Raw genomic sequence first — 24,358 nt, 5'->3', positions numbered from 1 at the left:
AGCGCAACAGTGCACGCTCGGCCTTGTGCTGTGGCGTATGAAGAAGACGGCGCGCACGTCCACGGTTTGGACGGTGCGTATCTCCAACATCAGCTCTCCCAAAACCCTTCTAGAACCTCAAGGACTTCAGGTTAACCCAAATTTGTTTCAGCGCAATGAATTTATGGTGTCTGTTCCGTGCCGCAGGTTACGCGGGGTTGACCGCAGCGTAGATATGCACCGCAACTTCGTTGGGCAATTCGAGTCCGTCGCCGAACCCGTCGACCTGCACGAGCAGGTAGGACCCGGCCGCCGAGACGGTCGCGGTGGCCCCGGGCATCACTCCGGCGTTCTGCAGCTGCTGCAACAGGTCGGGTTCGAACTGCACCGGTTCCGCTAGACGACGGATTACTACCTGGGAAGGCGCGGAAGATCGGCGCACGACATCCACAATGCTGATCACCCCGTCCATAAAACGCGCCCCGGGAGGATCGCCAAGTTCTTCGAGACCGGGAATGGGGTTGCCGTACGGAGATTCGGTGGGGTGATCGAGCATCTCGAGGATGCGACGCTCGACCTGCTCGCTCATCACGTGCTCCCAGCGACAGGCCTCGTCGTGCACAAAGGCCCAGTCGAGGCCAATCACGTCAGACAGCAGACGCTCGGCGAGACGGTGCTTGCGCATGACGTGGGTTGCCTTGCGGCGGCCATCGTCGGTGAGTTCAAGGTGGCGGTCGCCCTCGACGACAACGAGACCATCGCGTTCCATGCGCCCGATGGTCTGGGAGACCGTGGGACCGGAGTGCCCGAGGCGCTCGGAGATGCGTGCCCGCAGCGGAATGATGTGTTCTTCCTCGAGATCGAGGATCGTCCGGAGGTACATCTCCGTGGTGTCTACGAGATCCGTCATAGATGCCTCCAAGTCAACCGCACAGTGCGCCTCAGCTTACCGTTTGAGAATCCGTCTCAGGTACCTGGCGCGACATCTGTAGAACCTTAAGTCCTTAGCGGATTCGGCCCCGAGGAATAGAATCTTGCGCATGCCCCAGATCACAATTCCCACTGACCTCTTGCCCGCTGACGGACGTTTCGGCTGCGGCCCGTCCAAGGTTCGTCAGGAGCAGCTCGACTACCTGAGTTCTGCCGGCGCGAAGATCATGGGCACCTCCCACCGCCAGGCTCCGGTCAAAGACCTCGTTGGCCGGGTTCGTGGCGGACTCAGCGACCTGTTCTCGCTGCCCGAAGGCTACGAAGTCATCATGGGCAATGGTGGGTCGACCGCCTTTTGGGATGCCGCGGCCTTCGGCCTGATAGAACACCGCAGCGAGCACCTCACCTTCGGGGAGTTCGGCTCCAAGTTCGGCCTCGCCGCCAAGACCCCCTGGCTCGAAGCCCCCCACATCATCAACGCTCCGGGCGGCTCGCGTTCCGAAGTGGAGATTCTCGATGGGATCGACGTCTACGCGTGGCCTCAGAACGAGACATCCACCGGGGTAATGGCGCCCGTCACCCGGGTGAACGCCGACGCACTCACCGTGATCGACGCCACCAGCGCCGCCGGCGGGATCAACTTCGACGCCAGCCAGGCCGATGTGTACTACTTCGCGCCGCAGAAGAACTTCGCGAGCGACGGCGGACTCTGGTTCGCCCTCTTCTCTCCCGCCGCGATCGCGCGCGTTGAGAAGATCGCCGCGAGCGACCGGTACATCCCCGAGTTCCTCAGCCTGAAGAACGCGATCGACAACTCGCGGCTCAACCAGACGCTGAATACCCCCGCGGTGGCCACCCTCCTGCTGATGGAGAACCAGATCGAGTGGATGAACGGCAACGGCGGCCTCGCCTGGGCGGACGCCCGCACCAAGGAGTCCTCCTCGGCCCTCTACGACTGGGCGACCGCGAGTTCGTACGCCACTCCGTTCGTGGCGAACCCCGAGCACCGCTCGCAGGTCGTCGCGACGATCGACTTCGACGACACCATCGACGCGGCCGCGATCGCCAAGGCGCTGCGTGCCAACGGCATCGTCGACACCGAGCCGTACCGCAAGCTCGGACGCAACCAGCTGCGCGTCGCGACCTTTACAGCAATCGAGCCGGAAGACGTGCGCCAGCTCATCAAGTCGATCGAGTTCGTGGTCGGAGCGCTGTAGTCGCGCACTGGTGCTGAGGCGGGTGCCCACGACCGTGCGGGCGCCCGCCGATGCCATGCGAACTTGTCGACGTCGGAGAGTGCCCGGGCGCTAGAGTGTGGGCATGCGCGTGTGGCTCAAAGACAGTGAGCGCCGGCCCGATCCGGTGCCGGTGAAGACCGATAGCCGTGCCGCGCTCTACGTCGGACTCGTCCTCTGGCTTCTCGCACTCGTCGCCCTGCTCCTGGCTCCCGAGCTGCTCAACCTCGACGAGGCCCCCTGGCGAGTCGCGACCTGCGTGGTCGGCCTCGTGCTTGGCGCGCTCGGCCTTCTCTACCTGCGTTTCCGCAAGAACGGGTAGCGCCGAGCCGCGACATCCCCCGCCGACGGCCGCCCCATTTTTTGGAACGTCCGCCGACCGGGTTCGTCGACACAGATCGACAGGGCGCGGTTGCGGGATGCCACGGCGCCAGTCTTGCTACGGCTGGTCTACCGGTGCCTCAGTCGCTTGCGCGATGCTTGCCGAACTGGCTCGGCGCGACTTGCGCGGGCGCCTCACGGGCTCCGCGGCAGGCTCGGCCCACCGCGCGGAATCGGCGTCCGTCGTCGCTGTCGTTGCTGAAGCCGCGGACTCGGGCACAGCGACCTCAGGCGCAGTGACCTCAGGCTCTACCTGCTCAGACTCCGGAGTTTCGGCTGCGACGTTGACTTGAGGTGCGTCCGCATCGGTGGCGTCCGTGTCGGCAACATCCGTGTCGGCGGCGAGGTCGTCGAGCTCGTCGATGTCGACGCCATCCAGGTCTCCGGCGTGAAGCACCGGAACGGGATTTTCGAACTCGTCGTCTTCGTCGTCGGACTCGCCGTCGTCATCGGACTCGTCGTCATCATCATCGTCATCGTCGTCATCATCGTCATCGTCGTCATCATCGTCATCGTCGTCGTCGTCAGACTCGTCCTCGTCGGAGTCGTCGTCATCCGCATCGAGGTCCGCGGTGTCGTCTTCTGACTCGTCGCCGTCCTCGTCTTCGGACTCCGCAAGCTCGCCGAGCGCGACAGCAGCACGGTGGTCTTCCATGCGGTCGGACCACGGCACCCATTCGGGCGCGAGCAGCGCGTCCTCCGCGGGGGTAAGTTCGGTCTCCAGAACGGTCGGAGCGGAGTCTTCGACCTGTGCGATCGTCACCGTCCACTTCCATCCCGGGTAGCCGGCCATGTTGTTCTCGAAGAGGTAGGAGACGACGCCGTCGCCCTCGTCCACCTCGTCGGAGGGGTCGCCGACAGATGACGCCTCGGTCACTTCGAGCAGGGCGGTGCGCGCGAGTTCCCAGCGCGCCACTTCGTCAGCGGTCAACGGTTCGGGCTCGAGGAGCTCCGGGTCGATACCTGCGGCGCCGAGCTCGGCGGGGTCAATCGCTTCGGCGTCGGGCGCGACAGTGTCTGCCGCGTCGGCGTCGATTGCTTCGGTGTCTTCCGCGTCGGCGTCGGTTGCTTCGGTGTCTGCCTCGACAGCGTCAGGCGCGACGGCCGCGGCAGCATCGAGCGCTTCGGGGTCAACTGCGCTGGCATCGGTCGATTCGGCGGCGGCCGCTTCGGCATCAAGCTGCTCGGGAGCGAGCTGCTCGGGAGCGAGCTGCTCCGCCTCGGTCGACTCGACCGGGGCGGAGGACTCAGTGTCGCGCTCAGGCATCGAGATCGTCGGCAACCTTGCGCAGAACTGCCGCAATCTTTGCCCCGTGGTTCTTGTCGGGGTAGCGGCCGCGCTTGAGGTTCGTGCCAATGCCGTCGAGCAGCTTGACGAGGTCCTCGACGATGATGGACATGTCGTCGGCCGATTTGCGGTTCATCTTGGCGAGGCTCGGAGGAGCCTCGATCACACGCACGGAGAGCGCCTGAGCGCCCTTCTTGCCGTCCGCGATGCCAAACTCGAGCTTGGAGCCCGGCTTGACGGTTACGCCTGCGGGCAGTGCGGAGGCGTGCAGAAAGACCTCCTGGCCATCATCAGAGCTGATGAACCCGAAGCCTTTTTCGTCGTCGTAAAACTTGACTTTGCCGGTAGGCATCCCAGTACCTCTTTCACACCGAGCAGTTCACGGTGCCTGATAAGGATACGGGGTGCGGCTGCCCCTATTCTTAGGGTTGTGGCAAAACAATCCGCACAACCCGCACCGATAAGCGACAACCGTCGTGAGCGACTGCTCGCGTACATGGTCATCGGCACCGTCGGCCTGTCCCTCGTAGCGTTCTTCGCCATTGCCATCGGTATCGGGACGGGAGCGGCAGCCGACGACGGTTTCAGCCGGGGAATCTGGCCGACCGTCGTCATCCTTCCGCTCATCGCGCTGCCGATCGGTTTTTTGCTGATGATCGTGCTCTTGGTGCTCAGCACGATACGTCGCAACCGCGAAGCCAAGGGCAAGTAGCGGGTCACTGGAGCGCGAGCAAGTAGCAGGCCACTAGGGCGCGAGCAAGTAGAGGGCTACTGGGGCGCAAGCAAGTAGCGGGCTACTGGGGCGCGAGCAGGTAGCGCAGCAGCAGGGCGTCGCGGGACCGCAGCACCTGCGCAAGCCGCAGTGGGAGGGGCGCGTCACCCGGGAGTGCGCCGCCGAGGATCCGACCCGCGTCGCCGCTCACCAGCATCGGGCTGAGCGTCAGACACACTTCATCCACCACACCACCGGCGGCAAGCGCGCCAAACAGGCGCGGCCCACCCTCGCAGTGCACCTGCGGCAACCCGTGGGCGGTCAGCGCCGCTCGTACCGCGCGGGCGTCCAGCTCGTCGTCACCGCAGACGAGCACGTCGGCGACCGCATCGAGGGCCCGGCGTGCCGCGGCATCGGACGACCCGGTCGTGATCACGATCGGGCGCACGGGTGCCTCGGTGAAGATGCGGGAGGCGGGGTCGAGGTCGAGCCGTCCGGACACGATGGCGAACACCGGATGATCGGCGAGGCCCGCTGACCGCCGCCAGGCCACTTGTTGCTCGTCCATCACCATCGGGCCGTAGCCTTCCGCGCGAACGGTGCCCGCGCCGACCAGCACCACGTCGCAGAGGCGCCGCAGCAGGTCGAAGAGCCGCTTGTCGGCGGGAACCCCGAGGGCTCCGGAGAGTCCCGCGCTGGTCGCTGCGCCGTCGACGCTGGAGATGAAGTTGACGCGGGTCGTCGGGTGGGAGCGATCCGGGACGGCGTAGCGGCTGAGGAGCACGTCGTCGGTAATCGCCGTGCCGGGTGTCGGCCACAGGCTGTCGATCTGGGCCGGGTCGGGCTGGTTCGGGTCGTCGGGCTCGGTCGGGTCGTCGATCTGGGCCGGGTCGGGCTGGTTCGGGTCGGGCTGGTTCGGGTCGGGATGCCCCGGCTCCTGCTGCGACGTGTTCATACGAGTCCGCTCCCCTGCTCGATGTTGTGCCGCGTGTACACCGGCGGGCGAAATCCGAGGATGCCCTCGGTCATGCGCACGGCCGCCACGGCCGCGGCCACGTCGTGCATCCGCACGATGCGCGCTCCCTTGGTGATGCAGACGACGGCGGCCGCCAAGGTTCCCTCGAGACGCTCGTTGCGGGGGCGATCGAGCATCTCGCCGATGAAGTCCTTGTTCGATACCGCCACCAGCGTGGGCGGGCCGAGAGCGACGACCTCCTCGAGGCGGCGGGTGATCTCAAGGGTGTGCAGGGTGTTTTTGTTGAGGTCGTGCCCGGGGTCGATGATCAGCCGGTCGCCTCGGACGCCGGCGTTGAGGGCGCGCTCGATGAGCTCGGCAAGCCGCGCGGTGACGGCGGCCGTGACATCCGCATATTGAGGTCCAACGATCGCGCTGCGCGGCGCCCCGAGACTGTGCGTGAGGACGAGAGCTGCCTCGCTGTCGGCGATGACACCCGCCATGTTCTCGTCCCAGAGTCCGCTGGTGTCGTTGATGACACCGGCGCCGGCGGCGATGGAGAGGCGCGCGACCTCGGCATTGGTGGTGTCGACCGAGATCACGACATCGGAGTGGGTGTGGATCGCCTCGACCAGGGGGATGACGCGGTCGAGCTCTTCTGCGGTGCTGACGACTGGTCCGCGCCCAAACGGAACGCCGCCGACATCCACCCAGTCCGCCCCCGCCGCAACGGCCTCGAGCGCCCGGTCGATCGCGCTCTGCAGGGCGAAGGTGGCGCCGCGGTCGTAGAACGAATCGGGCGTGCGGTTGACGATCGCCATCACGGCGACCCGCCGGGAGAAGTCGAAACTGTGGCCGCCGATCTGGCGGGGGTCGGCGAGAGGCGGCACAACGAATGCGAGATTTTGCGACATGGCGCACCGTCCTCCCGCGCGACCGGGTGGCGCGCTGCTCCTACTCAACCAGATCAGCGATCGGGGCACTCAGCACACCCTCAGCCGGTGCATGAGGTAGGTCGCCCAATTCTCACAGAGTGCATTCAGGCAACGCGCAGATACTGTACATATGAGCGACGGCCCCAAGATCCTAATTGTTGACGACGAACCCAATATCCGCGACCTGCTGACCACAAGCCTGCGTTTCGCCGGTTTCGCGGTGCGCGCCGTGGGCAACGGCGCGCAGGCCATCTCTGCGGTGCTGGAAGAAGAGCCCGACCTCATCATTCTCGACGTGATGCTGCCGGACATGAACGGATTCGGCGTCACCAAGCGCCTGCGCGCATCCGGTTACACCGCGCCGATCCTCTTTCTGACGGCCAAGGACGACACGGAAGACAAGATCACCGGGTTGACCGTCGGCGGCGACGACTACGTCACCAAGCCCTTCAGCCTCGACGAGATTGTCGCCCGCCTCAAGGCGATCCTGCGGCGCACCATGCACGACGACGAAGAAGCGGTCATCCGCGCCGGCGAACTGACGATGGACCAGGACACTCACGAGGTGACCATCGGCAACGAGCAAATCGAACTCAGCCCGACCGAGTTCAAGCTGCTGCGGTACCTCATGCTGAACCCGAACCGGGTGCTGTCGAAAGCGCAGATCCTCGACCACGTCTGGGAGTACGACTTCAACGGTGACGCGGGAATCGTCGAGAGCTACATCTCGTACCTGCGCCGCAAGCTCGACCAGTTCTCGGACGAGCCGATCATCCAGACCAAGCGCGGTTTCGGATACATGTTAAAGGCAGCAAAGGTTTAGTAGCCTTACCTCCTAATGCACGAGCACCTGACCCAATGGTGGAACGCGGTTTCGCTGCGTACCAAGATCACCGGCGTAACGGTGATGCTGCTGACCCTCGGGCTAGCGGTGGCGGGGCTCGGCACTATGAGCGTTCTGCGCACCTATCTCGTCGGAGAACTTGATGACAAGATCTCTGACAGCGCGGTCACCCTGATCAACAGCGTCGACGACCTCAACGGCGATTGCGCCATCGACAAGTTCTATGGTGACTACTACCTGTCCGTGCTCGACAGCGACGCCGTCACGATGTGCAGCACCTCGGTGAACCCGAGGACCAGCCCGGTGACCAGCGGACTGACGATCGAGCGGGTGGCGAGCGAAGACTCCGCCTTCACCCTCAGCAACGCGGATCGCACCAGCCAGTGGCGGGTGATCGCGCAGCCGTACGCCAACTCGCTCGGAGAGCAGGTGACGGTACTGGTGGGGTTGAGTCTCGACTCGACCAACAAGGTGATCGCCAACTACGCCGCGACCTTCCTGTTCTTCGCGCTCACCGTTGTTGTGCTGGGCGGAGCGCTCACGCGCTTGCTGGTGACATCGACCTTCCATCCCCTGCACGAGGTTGAGGAAACTGCCGCGCGCTTCGCCGCCGGCGACTTTAGCCAGCGGTTGGGCGGAGCCACGCCCAACACCGAGGTGGGGCGGTTGAACCAATCGCTGAACACCATGCTCAGTCGCATCGACTCGGCCTTCGGTGATCGGGCGAGAACGATCGACCAGATGCGGCGGTTTGTCGGCGACGCAAGCCACGAACTGCGCACACCCCTGGTGTCCGTGCGTGGGTACGCCGAGCTGTACCGCATGGGCGCGCTGACCACCCCGGACGAAGTGGCCCAGGCGATGGAGCGGATCGAGAAAGAGGCGATCCGCATGGGTGCCCTCGTACAGGACCTGCTCGAGCTCGCCCGAATCGACGAGGCGAAGCCGCTGAAGCTTGCGCCGGTAGACCTCATCCCCCTCGCGTCCGACGCGGCCATGGACGCCATGGCCTCCTCCCCCGGTCGCGCGGTGCGGGTCGTGGTGACCGAACCGATCCGCCATCCGACGGCGGCAGAACTCGGCGCGACGACGTCGACGGCTGGGACGTCGGGTGCTGGGATGCCGGGTGCCGGAATGGCCGCGGGGACGCCCGGCGTGACCCCGGCCGAACCATTGACGTCGACCGTGACCGTGGGCTCGCAGCGCGGGTTGGCGTTCAGACGCCCATCGCGGGAGGTATCCACCCAGGGCGGTTTGACCAGGACAAACTCGGGAACGAACGAACCGTCACGGAACGGCACCCCCGAGAGCAGCTACACAAGCGGCTACACCACGGCCGGTGATGCGGAGGCATCCGACCTGTCGCTGCCCACCGTCATCGACGGCGACGATGGTTCGCAGAAACCGGGTGAGCGCTCGGCCGCCCAGACCACAGGGCCGATCAGCTTCGCCGGGAATGCCCTCGCCCGGTTGCGCTCCCGTCGGCTGCGGCCGGCAGTGAAGGGCGCGCCCCCGGAGGTCGTCGTCGACACGATTCCCGTCGCCGCATCTGCGACAGTGCTGGCCGAAGAAAACAAGATCCGGCAGGTCATCACCAACCTGATGGGCAACGCGCTGCGATTTGCTCCGGCCGGAAGCCCCATCGAGATCATGGTGACGGTGGACGAGGTTCAAGACACGGCCGTCATTTCCGTCGTCGACCACGGAGAGGGTATCCCTCCGCAGATCCGCGACAAGATCTTCCAGCGCTTCTGGCGTGCCGACAGCTCACGCAACCGCGATACCGGAGGCAGCGGCCTCGGGCTCGCGATCGTCGCCTCTATTGTGGCCTCGCACGGCGGTTCGGTGGATGTCGTGGAGACTCCGGGAGGCGGAGCAACCTTCCGGGTGTCGCTTCCCCTCCTCCACGAGGACCCTGCCGCTACCGACAACCCCACCGCCGCATAGTCTTCGCCCGCGGGTGACGCAGCCGAATTACCGTGCTGCTATGACTCGTTACCAGGTAGACAGTGAAGCCGTCCTCAGCGCCACCGGATCCGTGCGCGCATCGATCAGTCGCATCCAGGCAGAGGTAGGCGGCCTCCACAGCCAACTCCTGGGCCTCGAAGGCTCGTGGAGCGGACAGGCCGCGACCGCGTTTCAGTCCGTCGTCACCGATTGGAAGGCGACCCAGCAGCGGGTCGAAGAGAACCTCGCCGCGCTGAACCAGGCACTGACCGTCGCGGCACAGCAATACGCGGAGATCGAGGCGAGCAACGCGCGGCTCTTCGGCCGGTGACGCGGCGGCGGGTGATCGCAGCGGCGCGTTGACGCGGCAGCAGGTTAGCAAAGCGCGGCGCGTTAACGCAGCAGAGGCGACTCCCCCGAAGGGAAGCCGCCTCTGCGACTGTGGTGCTGACGTGCTGTGGTGCTGACGTGCTGTGGGCCGGGGCCCTAGGAGCTAAGTCCTAGAAGTCCATTCCACCGCTGGGGTCGCCCTGCGGTGCCGGGTTCTTCTCGGGCTTCTCGGCGACAACGGCCTCGGTGGTGAGGAACAGGCCGGCGATCGACGCAGCGTTGAGCAGCGCGGAACGGGTGACCTTTACCGGGTCGTTGATTCCGGCAGCAAGCATGTCAACGTACTCGCCGGTCGCGGCGTTGAGGCCGTGTCCGGTGGGCAGGTGACGAACCTTGTCGGCAACGACGCCAGGCTCGAGGCCAGCGTTGAGGGCGATCTGCTTGAGCGGGGCGTCAACTGCAACGCGCACGATGTTCGCACCCGTTGCCTCGTCGCCGACCAGGCCGAGCAGGGCCTCGGACTCGAAAGCAACCTTGCCGGCCTGGATGAGGGCGACGCCACCACCGGCGACGATGCCCTCTTCGACTGCAGCCTTCGCGTTGCGGACTGCGTCCTCAATGCGGTGCTTGCGCTCCTTGAGCTCAACCTCGGTTGCGGCTCCGGCCTTGATGACTGCAACGCCACCGGCCAGCTTGGCCAGGCGCTCCTGCAGCTTCTCGCGGTCGTAGTCGCTGTCGGTGTTCTCGATCTCGGCACGGATCTGGCGAACGCGACCGGCGATCTGGTCGTTGTCACCGGAGCCCTCGATGATCGTGGTCTCGTCCTTGGTGATGACGATCTTGCGGGCGCGGCCAAGCAGGTCGAGGGTGACGTTCTCGAGCTTGAGTCCGACTTCCTCGCTGATGACCTGGCCACCGGTGAGGATGGCGATGTCCTGCAGCTGAGCCTTGCGACGGTCGCCGAAGCCGGGAGCCTTGACGGCAACCGACTTGAAGATGCCACGGATCTTGTTGACCACGAGGGTAGCCAGCGCTTCGCCGTCAACGTCCTCGGCGATGATCAGCAGCTGCTTGCCGTCCTGGATGACCTTGTCAACGATAGGAAGCAGATCCTTGATGTTCGAGATCTTGCTGTTGGCGATGAGGATGTAGGGGTCCTCGAACACCGTCTCCTGGCGCTCCGGGTCGGTGACGAAGTAAGGGTTGATGAAACCCTTGTCGAAACGCATGCCCTCGGTGAGCTCCAGCTCGGTGCCAAAGGTGTTCGACTCCTCGACGGTGACAACACCCTCCTTGCCGACCTTGTCGATGGCCTCGGCGATGAGCGCGCCGATCTCGGGGTCTCCGGCGGAGATGGAGGCGGTGGCCGCGATCTCTTCCTTCGTCTCGATTTCCTTGGCACCGGCAACGAGTGCGGCGATGACCTCGGTCACGGCCTTTTCGATACCGCGCTTGAGGCTGATCGGGTCGGCGCCAGCGGCGACGTTACGGAGGCCTTCGCGAACGAGCGCCTGGGCGAGAACGACCGAGGTGGTCGTTCCGTCGCCAGCGACGTCATCCGTCTTCTTGGCGACCTCTTTGACGAGCTCGGCACCGATCTTCTCGAACGGGTCGTCGAGTTCGATCTCCTTGGCGATGGACACACCGTCGTTCGTGATGGTGGGTGCGCCCCACTTCTTCTCGAGAACGACGTTACGGCCGCGGGGGCCAAGCGTCACCTTGACGGCGTCGGCGAGAATGTTGAGGCCGCGTTCGAGGCCACGACGTGACTCTTCGTTGAAAGCAATAATCTTTGCCATGTGTGTTTCTCGTCCCTCCCGGACGTAATTCCAAGCTATGGATTTAGCACTCGACAGTGTTGAGTGCCAGAGTCAAAATTAGCACTCGACACTGGTGAGTGCAAGACAGCTCCGGCAGTGCAGAAACCTGTCGACCCGAAGGGAGCTAGGGGGTCGTGGGTGGAACCAACTCGACCGAACCGGCCTGGGGAACCAGCTCGATCCAGCTGTTGCCCGGGGCCAGCAGGATCTGGGCGCCCGCATCATCCACCAGCGTAATTTTCTCGGCTGCTGCCGTCTTCGACCAGGTCGCGTGCACGGTGTGCCCGCCGCTGGACACCCACGCTTCGCCGGTGCCGACGAGCTCGGACTTCGGAATATCCTGCTCGACCGTCACAGGAACCCGCAGCACGAGCACGTTCGTTGCGCCGTAGGGCGAGCCGGCGGTGTCCAGGTCGGTCGCGCCATCCTGCGAGCGAGCAAAAGCGCCGCGGGCGGCATCCCACGTCCATGAACGCGTCGACATCTGAGAAAAGACGAGATTGATGACGGATGTCGCGGTGCCGCTCATCGCGGAGGCCGGCACCGTCTCCGTGGCGTACCCAAACTGCTGGGCGGGCGCGGGCAGATCGGTGTGCTCGGCGACCACGTCCTGTGCCTTCACCAGAACGTTGTGCGGCGACGACTTGGTCGGCGTGCGGAAGAACGTGTTTTCGGTGTCGGCCTGGCCGTGGATCGCGTTATAGACGGGTGAGGCCTGCATCATGGCGACGAAGCGCGCCTGGCCTCCGGAATAGGCCATGATGCCCCCAAACGGGGAGACGATGTCGGGGTCCATCGGGCGCACCGAGCGCACCGGTCCGAGCTCGGCGGGGATGGTGCTCTGCCAGATCGCGAGATAGCGGGTCATGCCGCCCTCGACCAGTTCCTCGAACACGATGTCGGCGGTCTCGATCGACACCTGGGGGCGCGCGGCCGGGTGATTGTCAATCTTCGCGGCGATCGAGGCGTTCGCGGCGGAGCCTTCGGCGATCGTCACCCCGGTGAGCGGCGCGAGAAAAACAGGATCCGGTGCCGCCGGTGCGGCAGACGCGGTCGGGGTGCTCGTCGCCGACGTGGACGCCACAGGCGTGGTCGCGGGCGCGCACGCCGTTGCTGTCAGCGCGACGGTAGCCAGCACGGCTGCCCACCCCGACAACCGTGCAGAACGCTTCGACCTCGGTATTGATAAATCGCTCACTTTTGCCTTCCCGGACACAGACTAGCGCCGCCCACGACGTGGACGGCGCTAGTGGAGTGGGCGTGGTGCCGGGACTATGCCAGGCGCACCGACTCCGCCTGTGGGCCTTTGCTGCCAGTTCCGACCTCGAAGATCACGTTCTGGCCCTCCTCGAGGACTTTGTATCCACCCATATCGATGGCGGAGTAGTGAACGAATACGTCCTGTCCTCCGCCTTCGACGGTGATGAAACCGTAGCCCTTTTCAGCGTTGAACCACTTCACGGTTCCATTCGCCATCTGTTACTCCCCTGCTGTGTTCCTGCGGCGCGTGCGGTGTTGCCAGAGCCGACCAATCCCAGATGTTAGCCGAGCAGATCAGAGCAGGGACCCCCCTTTACGGCCAAAATACCGCTCGTGTAGGAAAAATACTCACGGATTAAACGCCTAGGAAACACGCCGGTTACGCAGGGGGCGCGGGAAGGGCTTTTTGCTACCCGGCGGGTACGAAATCGGACCCGACGACGACCGTCACCGGGGCGCCCTGATAGGCGTCGCTGAGCCGGACGTCGCCGACACCGATCGCGAGCACGATGCCGCGAGCGACGTCTTCGTTGGCGGCGTCGGAGTAGTAGACGATGGTCTGCGTGATGTCGGTGGCGCTCGAGGAGGCCTGCGATCCGATGGTCCAGCCCTGGTCTTCGAGCACGGTGGCCGCGTCATCCTGCAGGCCGGCGGTTGCCGTGCCGTTAAGCACCGTGACGGTGATCTCGCGATCGGCAACGGTCGCCGGATCGGTGACGGGCTCGGCGGTCGGCACCGTGGTGCCCCCCGGCGCCGCCTCGGACGTCGGCTCAGTGAAGGACAGTGACGAATCAAGGATGCCGACACCGATCAGTCCGGCGCCCACGAGCACGCCGGTCGCCAGGGCCGCCCAGGCGAACGTGATCCATCCCGCGCCCGCACGCTTCGGTGCGCGATGGGCACCCACGCGTACCAGATCGTCCGGGAGCGTATCGAAACGGTCCTTGGGGAAATTCGCCATGTCTTAGTCGTTCGATTCCGAGTTTGGAGGGCCGCTGGATTGCCTGCCCGTGGGGGTCGTAAACGCCCGGGCAGATCTCGCCTGCAACCGTTCGGCGCGGGCCCGCTGCAATCGCTTGACGAGCATCGGGTCGGTTCGGGTTGCGCCGGGGAGATCGATCACGGCGTTCAGCAACTGATAGTACCGGGCAGCGGGAAGATCAAACTCTGCGCGGATCGCCTCCTCCTTCGCGCCGGCATGACGCCACCACCGCCGCTCGAAGTCGAGCACCCGCAGGTCGCGCTCGCTGAGGAGCGGCGGTTGTGCTGCGGGGGTGGGTTCGGGGTCGGGATCGGGATCAGAATCGGGGCGGGTGGCGGGTGGATCGGTGGCGACGGGCTCAGGATCGATGGCGGGCGCGGGCGCGGGGTCGGTGTCGTGCGAGTCAGCGTCGAGTGGGTCGGCGCTGGGTGCATTCGGCCGTACCGGCATATTCCTGACCCTTCCTCGCCGCAATCCTAAGTCGGGCCGCCTGAGGGTCCGGGATGACGTGCCCGCCGCGCGCCGATTTGTCTCTCCGGGCCCGGTGCGTCACGAGCCGCTGCCGCCAGAGAGCGCCTGCAGCGAACTTCGTGCTTCGCAGCGAGCTCGATCCTGCGACTACACCGGAGGCCGCGACCATCGAGCGGACAGGAACCTACGGTGCCGTCAACCCAACGGACAGCAACCTGGAGTGTCGCGAAACCGACCGGCCAGCTATCGACCCCCTTTTGGGCGCGGAAGGCGCGGTGCTGTCCTGTGGGCAAGCGCGATAGTCGACTGCTGCCCGGTGGGCGAGAAGCATCGTCGACTGCTGCCCGGTCGGCGGGGTGACAGCGGAGGTGAGGCGGCGCGAGGGAGCGAGGGCGACGGGGCGCGCCGTCGGGGTGTGGGGTGGTTCGGGATCGACGTGAAGTGTGGGATGCCTCGGGGCGGGGTGGCTGGCGGCACGCGGCATCCGCTCGGCGTTAGGGCTCCGCGATCCAGGCGATGCTCTGGCCGTGCGGGGAACACCAGGCGACCGGGTCACCGTCGAGGGTGAGCGGAAACAGGCCGGGGCGCGGGGCGGGGTTCTCATCGAAGGCTTCGGCCATGGCAGGGAATACCGGGGCGTCCTCGAGCGAGATCCAGCGGGCGCCGTAGTCCGCGAGTTCGGCGAGCGCTTCGGTGAACGCGGAGCGCTGCTGCGGGCCGAGGTAGACCAGCACACCCACGACGAGCACCACCAGGGTTGCGTCTGCTGGCGCGCTGGTTGCCACGGCGGCGAGCGCGGCCGTGACATCCCCCGCCACCAAATGCGGCGGATCCTGGCGCACGATCTGTGCTGCTGCGGCGATGCGGTCGCGGCGGTCCTGCTGCTCGGGTCCGACCAGCATCTGCAGCCAGCGCACGTCGGCGGGGTCGGTGACGTCGAGGGGTGCGAGGTCGATTCCGGCGCGCCAGACGATGTCGGGCATCGCGGTGGGCAGCGGGGCGTTGCCGGTCACCTCGCAGCGCAGCACCACCTCGCTCGGACCGTCGGCCGGGTCGAGCCGGAGCGTCACCGGCCCGGCCGCTCTGTCGACCACGTAGTCGTAGCTGTACCGGTCGGGATACAGGCAGAGCCCGGCGGAGGTGCCCACCTCGAGAAGCGCGATCGGGCCGTCGATCTGGGCGAGGAGCGGGAGGATCGCGGCGCAGCGCCCGGGTTCGTTGGTCTGGGTGGTGCGCACGAGCGCCTCGGCGCGCACCCGCGGCCAGTGCGCGAGCATCCATTGCTGCCACTGCCGGTACTCCCCCTCCGGCGCGCCGAGCAGCCGGGACACCGCGAAGACGAGGTGCGGTTGGCGCTTCTCGCGGGGCAGCTCGCAGAGCAGGCGCAGCAGCTCCGTGTCGTCGGCGACACCGAGCGCCCAGCTGCGGTAGAGGTCGGACTGGCCCGCCAGCTTGGAGGTGGCGAAGCGGCGGTACCACTGCTCTATATAAGGAACGTCCGCGTGCTCGTTCACTTCTTCACTCGCCGGCGCGGTACATCGACTGGTGCGCGATGCCCGCTTCGCTGTACGCGTCGCCGAACGGCACGAAGCCGGCCTTCGCGTAGAGCGGCGCCGCGTAGACCTGAGCGTGCAGCAGCATGGCTTCGCCGCCGTGCGTGGAGATCACTTGGCGGAGCAGGGCCTGCGCGAGTCCTTCGCCGCGGCGGTCCCTGCGCACCACCACCCGGCCGATGATGCGGTGGGCGTCGAGGTGCTCGGCGGTCGAATCGACGAGCACGCGGAGGTAGGCGGCGGTGCCTGCGTCGTCGGAGATCCAGTAGTGCTCGGTGGACTCTTCCCTGTCGCGGTTGTCGAGCTCCTCGTCATCCACCTTCTGTTCGACGTAAAAAACATCCGTTCGCAGCTTCAGGAACGAATACAGCTCATCAGTTGTGAGTTCGCCCCACGACTTGGTCACAACGGAACAATCAGACATGGTCGTGAGTTTAATAGAGCGGAAGACTCCTTCCCTGTTCCACCCCTGAGGAGGGCACTATGACGTACAAGGTAGAGAAGACCGAAGAGCAGTGGCTTGCCGAGCTCGGACCCGTGCAGTACAAGATTCTGCGTGAGGCCGCCACCGAGCGTCCGTGGTCGGGCGCGCTGCTCGACGAGAAGCGTCCCGGAACCTACACCTGCGGCGCCTGCCACGCCGAGCTGTTCAAGAGCGGCGCGAAGTTCGAGTCCGGCAGCGGCTGGCCAAGCTTCTACGAGGCAATCAACCCGGAGGCCGTCGAGCTAAAGACCGACAAGTCACTGGGCATGGTGCGCACCGAGATCCTCTGTGGCAGCTGCGGATCGCACCTCGGCCACCTCTTCGACGACGCGTACCAGACGCCCACCGGCGACCGGTACTGCATGAACTCGCTCTCGCTCGAGTTCAAGGAAGAGTGAGCCTTCTCGACGCCGTGGCCGCGCGGAAGTCCCATTCCAAGGTGACTTCCGATGCGCCCACCCACGCCGAGCTGCTGCCGTTGGTGGCGGCTGCGGCGTCGGTGGCGGACTACGGTTCTCTGCGCCCCTGGCGTCTTATTGAATTGCGGGATGATGCGCGCTCGCGCCTGGGCACCGCTTTCGCCGAAGCAGTCGGACTCGAGGGTCACCACGCCGAGAAGCTCGCGTCGAAGCCGCTGCGCGCGTCGCTGCTGATCGCTGTGGTCGCCGTAAACAAGCCCAGTCACAAGGTGTTGCCGTGGGAGCAGGATGTCGCGACCGCTGGTGTCGCGCACACCCTCAGTCTCCTGTTGCACGACGCCGGCTGGGGAGTGATGTGGCGCACCGGTCCGCACGTGGATGCTCCCGCTGTGCGCGAACTGCACGGCCTCGCCGACAACGAGCGCCTCTTCGGCTGGCTCTACGTCGGCGGGCTGCCGGAGAAGGTCAAGCCGGAGAAGAAGTCGAAGTTCGATCCGGAGTCTGTGCTTTCGCAGCTGTAGGCGCTTGTGGGCGCTGGTATCGGCGGTTGCACTCATCGCGCTCGGCAGTTGCAACGCCAGCGCGCATTCGGTGGCGCTCTGGTCAAGCTAGGATCTAAGTGGTCGTTTGCCCCCTTAGCTCAGCCTGGCCAGAGCACCGCTCTTGTAAAGCGGGGGTCGTCGGTTCGAATCCGACAGGGGGCCCCAAGAAAGTAGCTGGTCAGACCTGGTGTTGTAGATTAGTCCCTAGAAATCAAAGCTCCTTCTGGCAACAGAATGGCAACATTTGATTTCACTATGGCCTCATCGAGCGCCGCGGAGACTGCATCTAGATCAGTGTCGAAGAGGTCCGAATACACATCAAGGGTGACCGAAGCCGACGCGTGACCTAACACTCGTTGGACTGCTTTCACGTTTGCTCCGGCGCTGATCGCGAGGCTGGCAGCGGTGTGGCGCATCTCGTGCGGGGTGGGCCCCGGTCGTCCGATCCGAACCGCGCCTTGGTCAAACCACCCGCGACGGCAGCTCCGCGGCGAGGGCAGCAGGGATCGGGTAATCGCGGTGACGTAATAGCGTCGCTTCGACCGGGCATACCGGGCGCGGTCACGCTCTGCGCTATTCCTCGCCGCCCCGTGGACACGGTTCGCGGCGTCTTTCTGTGAGTAGGTCTGGCGCCACTGGGCGCTGTCGCGGACGATGATGTCCAGCTGCGCGCTGCGGGTGCCTTCCTGAGCGATGGCGGAAATGTGTGCCGGGCCGGCCTGTTCTAACTGGCGGTAGAACCTGTCGGAGTCGGCCTGATGCTGTGCGTGGGTGTCCTCGGTGATGTCCATCTGTGTTTGTCCCGTACAACCGTTTTCTTTGCCTTCTGGCAGATGAATCGATTGCGAGAGAAGTGACGAAATGGAGGGTCGTGGAATACCGCAAGCGAAGCGGGATATGCCGCGAAAGCCCGCAATGCAGAAACGCAGCGAGCTACGATCGGCAGCCAAAAAGGTCAGATAGAACCCGTTCAGAACAGCGCCGCGCCGCGGCTCCCAATCCTTTTCTTCCCGGGCTACGTCCCGGGAGCTCTGCAGATCGGCAGGGCCAGCTATTACTGAGGCGACCGCCCGCAGCGGTTCGTCGTGACGTATACCGGGACCACTCCCCCGGCCTCCAGCACGACCACGCTGACCAAGTCACATAACGGGCACCCCGTGAAATACGATCCGCCGCTCCAAGAGAAACGCCTTTCACCGGGCTAGGCGGTAAAGCCGGCTCAGCACCCTGGTCGGTGGCGGCGGCTCCGCTGCCGCATTCGCCATCCCGCGTCTGCGTTCTAAGTGCTGATATGGGGATTTTCGCGGCGTTCCCTGCGCGGCATCCCGGCGCCGGAACGGTCTTATACGCCTGTTGTTTTCCGCTTCGCAAGCCCCAACAGTTTCCAGAAGATTTGCTGGTGCTGGGGTTTGCTCACGTGGTTGGGTGTGGTCACATTCACGGGGATTACTCACGTGAGCTGACCTACTCACACGGGGGATCCCAATGAAGCGCTCCGCGTTACTCGGTACTGTCCTGACTACGGCGCTGCTTGCCAGCAGCCTGGTCGTAACTGCACCCGCGGTGGCAGCCGCCCCGGATGGGCGTGCTGAGATCGCGGCGATCCTCGCCGAACATCTCAAAGACACCGGAGCGAACACCGACCCGATCTGGGAGCCCGCGGCCGACACCGCCGGGAACCCCAAACCGGACACCGTTGTCCCGGAGGAAGCGTGGGAGCCACCCACTGAGCTGCGGGCCGGCAGTGTTGCCGGCGGTTCAAGCGGAGGGACTGCGAATCGCGCACCGGCCGGCACTACAGTTGCTGCCCCCGGCCTGGGCTCACTGCCCTATTTCGGGTTCCACAAGATCGAGCTGGCCGACGACACCGTGATGCAGGTCAACCTGGCCAACGGGAACCTGCTCATCACCGCAGCAGATGAATCCATCGCCGCCCCCGGCATCGGGCTGCGTTCCGACCGGTTCTACAACGGCCTCGCCGCCCTCGACGGTGAATTCGGCGGCGGCTGGTCCTCGTCCCTCTCCCCCGAAAGCATCGGCCTGCGCGGCCCAGCCGCGACAGCAACCCCCACCACACAAGAGTTCTGGGGCCCAAGCGGCTTCCGGGTCACATTCACCTGGAACGGCACCAAATACGTTGCCGCCGCCGGCTTCGACGCCACCCTCACCCGCGCCGCTACAATCCCGGCGAACAGCTACGACACCTATTACACACTGACCTATAACTCGACCGGGGAGAAGCTGCTGTTCAACACCAGCGGCTGGCTGCTGGCCGACCTCGATAAAAACGGTATCGGCTTCGACTACTCCTACCCCAACGACGGTCAGGTGTCACTGGTCGCCACTGACACTGCCGGCCGCCAGCTGTATATGTATGCCAGTGCTGACGGTTCCCGCTGGACGCGCATCGCGGACAGTGCCGGACGGGAAACCAGCTACGAACAAAACAGTGCCGGACAGCTCATCAAGGTCACCAAACCCGACGGCGAAGTAAACCAGTACACCTACGACAGCACCGGACGCCTGGCCACCATCACCCTCGGCGCAAACGCCACCGATCCGACAATCACCCTCGGCTACAACACCACCCACCGGGTCACCTCGATCACCCAGACCACCACCACCGGCACCGGCACTACCGCCGGCCCGAACGCCGTGACTACCTTCACTTACGCTGCCGGATCCACGAAGGTGAAAGACGCCCGCAACAACGAGTCCACCTTCGCGATCGACACCACCGGACGCATCACTTCCGCCACCGACCCCCTCGGCCGCAAGCGCGCGCAGACCTGGACCGCGAACAGCGATGTTGCGACCAGCACCGACGCGTTTGCTTCTACCTCTACGCCCGGCAATGTCACCACCCTGAGCTATGACGCACTCGGCAACCAGACGGGAGCCACCCTCCCCACGGGAGCGGCGGCCTCTGCGGTCTACGCGCAAGGAACCGGCTGCCCCGCGGGAGGAACCGGAAACCCCTACCTGGCGAAGTGCTCTAAGGATGCCGCGGGCAACACCACCGGCTTCACCTATGACGCTGCAGGGAACCTCACTCAGGCAGCAGACACCACCACCGGAGGCACCGGCGCCGTCACCGCAAAGTACACCTATGACACCGTCAACCGCACCGTATGCGGCGGCTTTGCTGGCCAGATTTGTACCTCGACCAGCGGCATCAACGGGGTGACCTCGTACCAGTACGACGCTGAAGGCAACCTCACCACCGTCACCCCACCCGCACCGCTCGGCGCAACCACCTACACCTATGACGGTCTCGGCCGAGCGCTGACGGTGACCGACGGCAACGGAGACACCACCAGCTACGCCTACGACGCCGCCGACCGGGTGGCATCCACCACCTCCGACGGTGGTCGCCTATTCGAGCAGTGGTACAACCCTGACGGGACCCTCGAGGCAATCTGCGACTACGACGCCGAATGCGTTATGTATGGCAGTGACAGCCAGGGACGAACCCTCTTCGCGGACCACTACCTGATAACGCCCACCGGAAGCCCGGAGTCCTCATGGGAGAACTACACCTACGACTTGGTCGGGAACATCACCATCCTGGCCACCAGTGTCTCCGGCACTAGTACCTCCACCTACGACGCTGCGAACCAGCTGGTGAAGCTTCAGCAACCCGGCGGCACCTGCCCCGCCACCGGAAACCCGGCAGCGAACTCCGGTTGCGTAACCTTCGCCTACAACGCAAACGGCGCCGAAACGAATCGAATACTCCCGGGTGGTGCTCGCATCGACACCACTCGTGACGCTGCGGGTCGGCCCACTCGGATCACGGCGAAGGACGCCACCGGTGTTGTCGCTGTCGATATTGGATACTCCTACACCGCACCCGGAACCACCGGAGCTACCGGCGACCGGACCACGATCCAAACCCGCACCGCGTTCAAGGAACAGGGCATCACCGCCGGAGCGATCACCACCTACGGCTACGACTCACTGAGTCGTGTGGTTTCCGCGCTTGAGAAATCGGGCACCACCACCACCGCGTCCTGGACTTACGCCTATGACAAAGCCGGCAACCGCACTCAACAGGTCCGCGCCGGCAGCACCGGGTCGGCGGCCGGGACGATTGCGTACACCTACAACACTGCCGGACAGCTCACCTCGGCCACCGGACAAACCACCACCTGGACCTACGACGGAGCCGGCAACCAAACCCGCAACGGCCTCACCGGAGCGACGGCCGCGTACGGTGACCTCGGCGACACCCTCACCACGGTCCTCGGAGGAACCACTAACAGCAACAGCTATGCCGGCGTAGGAAACACCACCCGCCTGACTGGAAACGGCCCCGCTGCAAACCGCGCATTCACATATAGCGCGGTCGGGCTGGATTCAATGACCACCGACAGCTCGGTACACAAATACAGCACCACCCCAGCCGGCACATCGGTTGGATACACACATAGCACCTACTACGCAGGCAACACGCCGTACTACTTCGTCGCTGATCACCTCGGCAGCGTCGTCGGCATGTTCAACAGCGTTGGGGCCTATGAAGGCGGATACTCCTACTCCCCCTACGGTGAAACCCGCGCACAAAGCATGAACGCTGGTCTGACCAACAACACCCAGCGATACATCGGCGGCTACCTGGAAAACGCCACCACCTACAAACTTGGTGCACGCTTCTACGACTCCACCACCGGCCGATTCACCCAGATGGACCCCAGCGGGCAAGAAGCGAACCCCTACGCTTATGCTGGTTGTAACCCGGTTAATGCCAAAGATCCATCCGGCCTCTTGCCTTCAGTCTCTGACCTGGTTGCACTGGGGTGGGGCCGAGTAGCTGCGGCACATTGCATCGCAATCGCCCAAGTACGGGGCCAGGCGCAGGTCTTCATATACGGAGCAACTGTTGCTGGCGGAATAGCCGCGATAACTGGCCTTGGCGCCGGGCCCTTCGCGGTCCTTGCGGGTTCACTCGGACTCGGCACGTTAGTCAGTCAGCGATACAGTGACGCATATTGCGGATGAAAGGTGAACGACGTGGATCAGCTATCAGTCGCGCTACTAGTAGTCATTATCGGCGTCATGATATCGAGCTTCTTTTGGGATGAGCGCCTGCGCAAGAAACATCCCACACTCCGCATATCCCTTTGGATAACGCTCACTGTGGTCTCAACAATCCTGCTTGTCTACTTCATTGTCGACAGACTCACTAGTGGATAGAGCTTGTTTCCGATCCCAGAGAGCGCGTGGTCGACTCAATCACCAAGCGCCGCGACGCCCGCGGAATCATGTAGATCCTCTCGACAGCTTCAGGCCCGCAGGCCACCTATGGTTGCTTGAACCTCGTTCAAACAAACTTCAACCTCTGATCGACAATGACGATGTCGTCGCACGGGACCTCAGTCAATACGGCTGGCGGCCCCTTGTCGAAAATCACATAACACTTTTTTCCTGCAGACGCTTGGAACGGCTTGATCGCCCGGTCCAAATCGGCCTCAAGAGGAATTACCCGCGGTTGCACAGCGGTTGCCGCGCTGACATTCGAGGGCTCGCGGTCGGCACTCTTTGCTTCGGTCATGAATTACTCCATTCTTTTCGATACTAGAAAAACTGCTCCTAGCGGAAAATCGCCAAATCTGCAAATCGGCGCGTTCGACCGTACCGCCGATACAAGCCTTCGGCAACGGGCCACGACGTCAGCGCAACGAGTTGGCTTGCCACCGCGCCTACGATTTGTGCGGCCGGATGATTACAATTCGGGCAACAATCATCCCGGACCCAACACCGCGACACCAATCCAGCCCACACCGCTCAGGCGCACGACGAAAAGATTTGCGGACCATCCCAGCTCTCCCTCAGGGCGGAAGCCGCGGCCGCAAAACACGAATCGCTTTCTCGCATCCCTTCGGCTACGCGAGGTCGCATTGGAGCGAAATGGTAGATCTGTGCCGACGAAGCATTGACGCAAAAGTCTTATCACTACGTCTCGCGACCATAGGGATGAATCCGGGTACACGTTGTCAGCTACGAAACGCTGGGGCCGACGTGTGTCCGATAGGGGATCATTAACCGGCCACTCCCCCACCAGATCGACACTCCCGGACTGGCGTGGAAACGACGCGTCCTGTGGAGTTGATCGCTAACTGGCGGCGTTCTGTTATCGCTCAGTGGCGGTTCGCCCCCCCAGTAAGACGATCCTTGAGCGGGCACTCGGGCTGGTGGCACAGCGGATGTCCGTAACACGACTGCTTTGCGGGCGGTGTCGAAGCGACAACATCGCGCTGCGTCCGATCATGCGCGAGCGACCATCGGCCAATGGATTTGACCTTGCACTATGGTGCAGGCCGAACAGTAGGGGAATGACATCCTCGACTGTTCGACGTAACGTCCGCATCTCCGCTTTCTACGATCTGATTGTCACTGCCGGCTTCGCGCTGCCGTTCACGGCACCAGCTCTCTTTGAAGGGTTCGGAGCGCTTCAGGTAACCCTCGGGCTCCCTGGTTCAGCGCCCGAGGCGGGTGATGTGTTTACCGTCATGTTTACCAACTTGATGGGATCGTTGGTGGTGGTGCGCCAACGCTGTCCGCAAGGAGAAGACGATTGGGATTTGCCACGGATCTGCCGGCGTCGGGAAAACCAACTCCGCTCGCCGATACGCAAACTGGGACGCCCTTGAGCCCTACATCACCGAATGGGGACCCCGCGGGGACCACGATGCAAAGTTCTACGCCCTCGCGAACCGATCCCGAACCGTCTTCTAGGAAGTAATGGGAGAAGGAGCCAGTTATGCGGGGGTGATGTGTCGGGAGGGGATGGGGCTTGAATACACCACGCTGGTTGTGATGCCACCGAGCGTGGCGAGTCGGCCGGTGATGCGCTCAAGGTCGCGCATGGAGCGCGCAAGAACTTTGATGATGAAGCAGTCGGCCCCGGTGACGTGGTGCGCCTCGATGACCTCCGGGAGCGAGTCGACGAGGTCGTGGAATGGCTTGTAGTTACCCGTCGGGTAAGCGAGCCGCACGAACGCGGTGACGTTGTACCCCATGGCTTCGGAGTCGACGGTGATCGAGTACCCGGTGATCACCCCGCCGTCGGTCAGGCGGCGCACGCGGTCGGAAGTAGCGCTGGCCGAAAGGTTGATCACTCGAGCGAGATGCGCGACACTGGTGCGCCCGTCCTTTTGGAGGCAGTCAATGATGGCGTGATCGGTGGTATCGAGTTCTAACCGGGGAATCGAAGGCATAGCGCACAATCTACAGCGGATCCACTCGCGAATCGGCATCATCGCCGTTCAAGTGCTGTTCCGCATCCGAG

At 64.4% G+C, this 24,358-nt stretch carries 25 protein-coding genes, 1 tRNA gene and 1 pseudogene; 12 read left to right on the top strand and 15 right to left on the bottom strand.

Features of this window, described 5'->3' with window-relative positions:
* Nucleotides 1–187: 187 nt before the first annotated feature.
* Complete coding sequence (locus B0I08_RS13445; RefSeq protein ID WP_106213696.1) at nucleotides 188–889, bottom strand: iron-dependent transcriptional repressor DtxR; 702 nt, start codon at nucleotides 887–889, stop codon at nucleotides 188–190.
* Between the two features lie 130 nt (nucleotides 890–1,019).
* Here B0I08_RS13445 and serC point away from each other — a divergent pair, with 130 nt between their 5' ends.
* Together serC and B0I08_RS13435 are read left to right on the top strand one after the other, a co-directional pair.
* On the top strand, nucleotides 1,020–2,126 hold the full coding sequence (serC, locus tag B0I08_RS13440) for a phosphoserine transaminase (protein ID WP_106213694.1): 1,107 nt from the start codon (nucleotides 1,020–1,022) through the stop codon (nucleotides 2,124–2,126).
* A gap of 103 nt (nucleotides 2,127–2,229) precedes the next feature.
* The gene (locus tag B0I08_RS13435) at nucleotides 2,230–2,466 is read left to right on the top strand and encodes a DUF2530 domain-containing protein (RefSeq protein WP_106213692.1); all 237 of its coding nucleotides are present in this window, start codon (nucleotides 2,230–2,232) and stop codon (nucleotides 2,464–2,466) included.
* A gap of 117 nt (nucleotides 2,467–2,583) precedes the next feature.
* On the opposite strand, the gene B0I08_RS13430 is transcribed toward B0I08_RS13435, so the two are convergent.
* Both B0I08_RS13430 and B0I08_RS13425 read right to left on the bottom strand, forming a co-directional pair.
* On the bottom strand, nucleotides 2,584–3,792 hold the full coding sequence (locus B0I08_RS13430) for a DUF3027 domain-containing protein (RefSeq protein WP_106213690.1): 1,209 nt from the start codon (nucleotides 3,790–3,792) through the stop codon (nucleotides 2,584–2,586).
* A complete protein-coding gene (locus B0I08_RS13425) occupies nucleotides 3,785–4,165 on the bottom strand; it encodes a cold-shock protein (RefSeq protein ID WP_106213688.1) in 381 nt (126 codons plus the stop codon). Before B0I08_RS13425 ends, B0I08_RS13430 begins: the two co-directional genes overlap by 8 nt.
* 78 nt (nucleotides 4,166–4,243) lie before the next feature.
* On the opposite strand from B0I08_RS13425, the gene B0I08_RS13420 reads away from it, so the two are divergent.
* The gene (locus B0I08_RS13420) at nucleotides 4,244–4,525 is read left to right on the top strand and encodes a hypothetical protein (protein ID WP_146134425.1); all 282 of its coding nucleotides are present in this window, start codon (nucleotides 4,244–4,246) and stop codon (nucleotides 4,523–4,525) included.
* 82 nt (nucleotides 4,526–4,607) lie between these two features.
* On the opposite strand, the gene B0I08_RS13415 is transcribed toward B0I08_RS13420, so the two are convergent.
* Together B0I08_RS13415 and folP are read right to left on the bottom strand one after the other, a co-directional pair.
* Nucleotides 4,608–5,480: a pyrimidine reductase family protein gene (locus tag B0I08_RS13415; protein ID WP_106213685.1), complete on the bottom strand. Its 873-nt coding sequence runs from the start codon at nucleotides 5,478–5,480 to the stop codon at nucleotides 4,608–4,610.
* Entirely contained in the window at nucleotides 5,477–6,394 is a 918-nt protein-coding gene (gene folP, locus B0I08_RS13410; RefSeq protein ID WP_106213683.1) for a dihydropteroate synthase, read from the bottom strand. The genes B0I08_RS13415 and folP overlap by 4 nt, the downstream gene beginning before the upstream one ends.
* A 151-nt stretch (nucleotides 6,395–6,545) precedes the next feature.
* Here folP and B0I08_RS13405 point away from each other — a divergent pair, with 151 nt between their 5' ends.
* From B0I08_RS13405 to B0I08_RS13395, 3 genes are read left to right on the top strand one after another with little or no spacing between them, the layout of a single operon-like run.
* On the top strand, nucleotides 6,546–7,238 hold the full coding sequence (locus B0I08_RS13405; RefSeq protein WP_106213681.1) for a response regulator transcription factor: 693 nt from the start codon (nucleotides 6,546–6,548) through the stop codon (nucleotides 7,236–7,238).
* Between the two features lie 15 nt (nucleotides 7,239–7,253).
* The gene (locus tag B0I08_RS18095) at nucleotides 7,254–9,206 is read left to right on the top strand and encodes a sensor histidine kinase (protein ID WP_245884809.1); all 1,953 of its coding nucleotides are present in this window, start codon (nucleotides 7,254–7,256) and stop codon (nucleotides 9,204–9,206) included.
* 40 nt (nucleotides 9,207–9,246) lie between these two features.
* Nucleotides 9,247–9,537 carry a WXG100 family type VII secretion target gene (locus B0I08_RS13395; protein WP_106213679.1) on the top strand — a complete coding sequence of 97 codons (291 nt, stop codon included), beginning with the start codon at nucleotides 9,247–9,249 and terminating at the stop codon, nucleotides 9,535–9,537.
* Nucleotides 9,538–9,706: 169 nt separating this feature from the next.
* Here B0I08_RS13395 and groL read toward each other — a convergent pair whose 3' ends face one another.
* Together groL and B0I08_RS13385 are read right to left on the bottom strand one after the other, a co-directional pair.
* Entirely contained in the window at nucleotides 9,707–11,335 is a 1,629-nt protein-coding gene (gene groL / locus B0I08_RS13390; RefSeq protein WP_106213677.1) for a chaperonin GroEL, read from the bottom strand.
* A 145-nt stretch (nucleotides 11,336–11,480) separates the two neighbouring features.
* Nucleotides 11,481–12,353: a DUF3048 domain-containing protein gene (locus tag B0I08_RS13385; RefSeq protein ID WP_181243415.1), complete on the bottom strand. Its 873-nt coding sequence runs from the start codon at nucleotides 12,351–12,353 to the stop codon at nucleotides 11,481–11,483.
* Nucleotides 12,354–12,357: 4 nt separating this feature from the next.
* On the opposite strand from B0I08_RS13385, the gene B0I08_RS17830 reads away from it, so the two are divergent.
* Nucleotides 12,358–12,579: a hypothetical protein gene (locus B0I08_RS17830; protein ID WP_181243414.1), complete on the top strand. Its 222-nt coding sequence runs from the start codon at nucleotides 12,358–12,360 to the stop codon at nucleotides 12,577–12,579.
* Nucleotides 12,580–12,628: 49 nt separating this feature from the next.
* Here B0I08_RS17830 and B0I08_RS13380 read toward each other — a convergent pair whose 3' ends face one another.
* The 5 genes from B0I08_RS13380 to B0I08_RS13360 form a co-directional block, all read right to left on the bottom strand.
* Nucleotides 12,629–12,832 (bottom strand): cold-shock protein, encoded by a 204-nt coding sequence (locus B0I08_RS13380; RefSeq protein ID WP_106213673.1) that lies wholly within the window; start codon nucleotides 12,830–12,832, stop codon nucleotides 12,629–12,631.
* Between the two features lie 193 nt (nucleotides 12,833–13,025).
* Nucleotides 13,026–13,577, bottom strand: coding sequence for a LytR C-terminal domain-containing protein (locus B0I08_RS13375; RefSeq protein ID WP_106213671.1), 552 nt, complete (start codon nucleotides 13,575–13,577; stop codon nucleotides 13,026–13,028).
* Between the two features lie 3 nt (nucleotides 13,578–13,580).
* Nucleotides 13,581–14,048: a DUF3263 domain-containing protein gene (locus B0I08_RS18320; RefSeq protein WP_106213669.1), complete on the bottom strand. Its 468-nt coding sequence runs from the start codon at nucleotides 14,046–14,048 to the stop codon at nucleotides 13,581–13,583.
* A gap of 515 nt (nucleotides 14,049–14,563) precedes the next feature.
* The gene (locus tag B0I08_RS13365) at nucleotides 14,564–15,583 is read right to left on the bottom strand and encodes a DUF2332 domain-containing protein (RefSeq protein ID WP_106213667.1); all 1,020 of its coding nucleotides are present in this window, start codon (nucleotides 15,581–15,583) and stop codon (nucleotides 14,564–14,566) included.
* A 4-nt stretch (nucleotides 15,584–15,587) separates the two neighbouring features.
* Nucleotides 15,588–16,046: a GNAT family N-acetyltransferase gene (locus B0I08_RS13360; protein ID WP_106213665.1), complete on the bottom strand. Its 459-nt coding sequence runs from the start codon at nucleotides 16,044–16,046 to the stop codon at nucleotides 15,588–15,590.
* 59 nt (nucleotides 16,047–16,105) lie between these two features.
* Between B0I08_RS13360 and msrB the strand changes: the two genes are divergently transcribed.
* The 3 genes from msrB (at nucleotide 16,106) to B0I08_RS13345 (ending at nucleotide 17,232) form a co-directional block, all read left to right on the top strand.
* Nucleotides 16,106–16,504, top strand: a complete 399-nt coding sequence (msrB, locus tag B0I08_RS13355; protein WP_106213663.1) for a peptide-methionine (R)-S-oxide reductase MsrB — start codon at nucleotides 16,106–16,108, stop codon at nucleotides 16,502–16,504.
* A complete protein-coding gene (locus B0I08_RS13350; protein WP_106213661.1) occupies nucleotides 16,501–17,046 on the top strand; it encodes a nitroreductase family protein in 546 nt (181 codons plus the stop codon). The genes msrB and B0I08_RS13350 overlap by 4 nt, the downstream gene beginning before the upstream one ends.
* Nucleotides 17,047–17,154: 108 nt before the next feature.
* A tRNA-Thr gene (locus tag B0I08_RS13345) sits at nucleotides 17,155–17,232 on the top strand.
* Between the two features lie 32 nt (nucleotides 17,233–17,264).
* Here the strand turns inward: B0I08_RS13345 and B0I08_RS17920 are convergent.
* Nucleotides 17,265–17,504 (bottom strand): annotated as a pseudogene (locus tag B0I08_RS17920) (tyrosine-type recombinase/integrase); the annotation flags it as partial.
* Nucleotides 17,505–18,552: 1,048 nt separating this feature from the next.
* On the opposite strand from B0I08_RS17920, the gene B0I08_RS13335 reads away from it, so the two are divergent.
* Nucleotides 18,553–22,068, top strand: coding sequence for an RHS repeat-associated core domain-containing protein (locus B0I08_RS13335; RefSeq protein ID WP_106213659.1), 3,516 nt, complete (start codon nucleotides 18,553–18,555; stop codon nucleotides 22,066–22,068).
* Nucleotides 22,069–22,390: 322 nt separating this feature from the next.
* Here B0I08_RS13335 and B0I08_RS13325 read toward each other — a convergent pair whose 3' ends face one another.
* Nucleotides 22,391–22,621 (bottom strand): hypothetical protein, encoded by a 231-nt coding sequence (locus B0I08_RS13325; RefSeq protein ID WP_106213655.1) that lies wholly within the window; start codon nucleotides 22,619–22,621, stop codon nucleotides 22,391–22,393.
* A gap of 781 nt (nucleotides 22,622–23,402) precedes the next feature.
* Between B0I08_RS13325 and B0I08_RS18350 the strand changes: the two genes are divergently transcribed.
* Nucleotides 23,403–23,720: a hypothetical protein gene (locus B0I08_RS18350; RefSeq protein WP_146134424.1), complete on the top strand. Its 318-nt coding sequence runs from the start codon at nucleotides 23,403–23,405 to the stop codon at nucleotides 23,718–23,720.
* Between the two features lie 108 nt (nucleotides 23,721–23,828).
* On the opposite strand, the gene B0I08_RS13315 is transcribed toward B0I08_RS18350, so the two are convergent.
* Nucleotides 23,829–24,287 carry an Lrp/AsnC family transcriptional regulator gene (locus B0I08_RS13315; protein WP_106213653.1) on the bottom strand — a complete coding sequence of 153 codons (459 nt, stop codon included), beginning with the start codon at nucleotides 24,285–24,287 and terminating at the stop codon, nucleotides 23,829–23,831.
* Between the last annotated feature and the right edge of the window lie 71 nt (nucleotides 24,288–24,358).

The organism is Glaciihabitans tibetensis, assembly GCF_003003265.1.
GTDB classification, from domain to species: domain Bacteria; phylum Actinomycetota; class Actinomycetes; order Actinomycetales; family Microbacteriaceae; genus Glaciihabitans; species Glaciihabitans tibetensis.
This window is presented reverse-complemented; position numbering and strand designations above follow the sequence as displayed.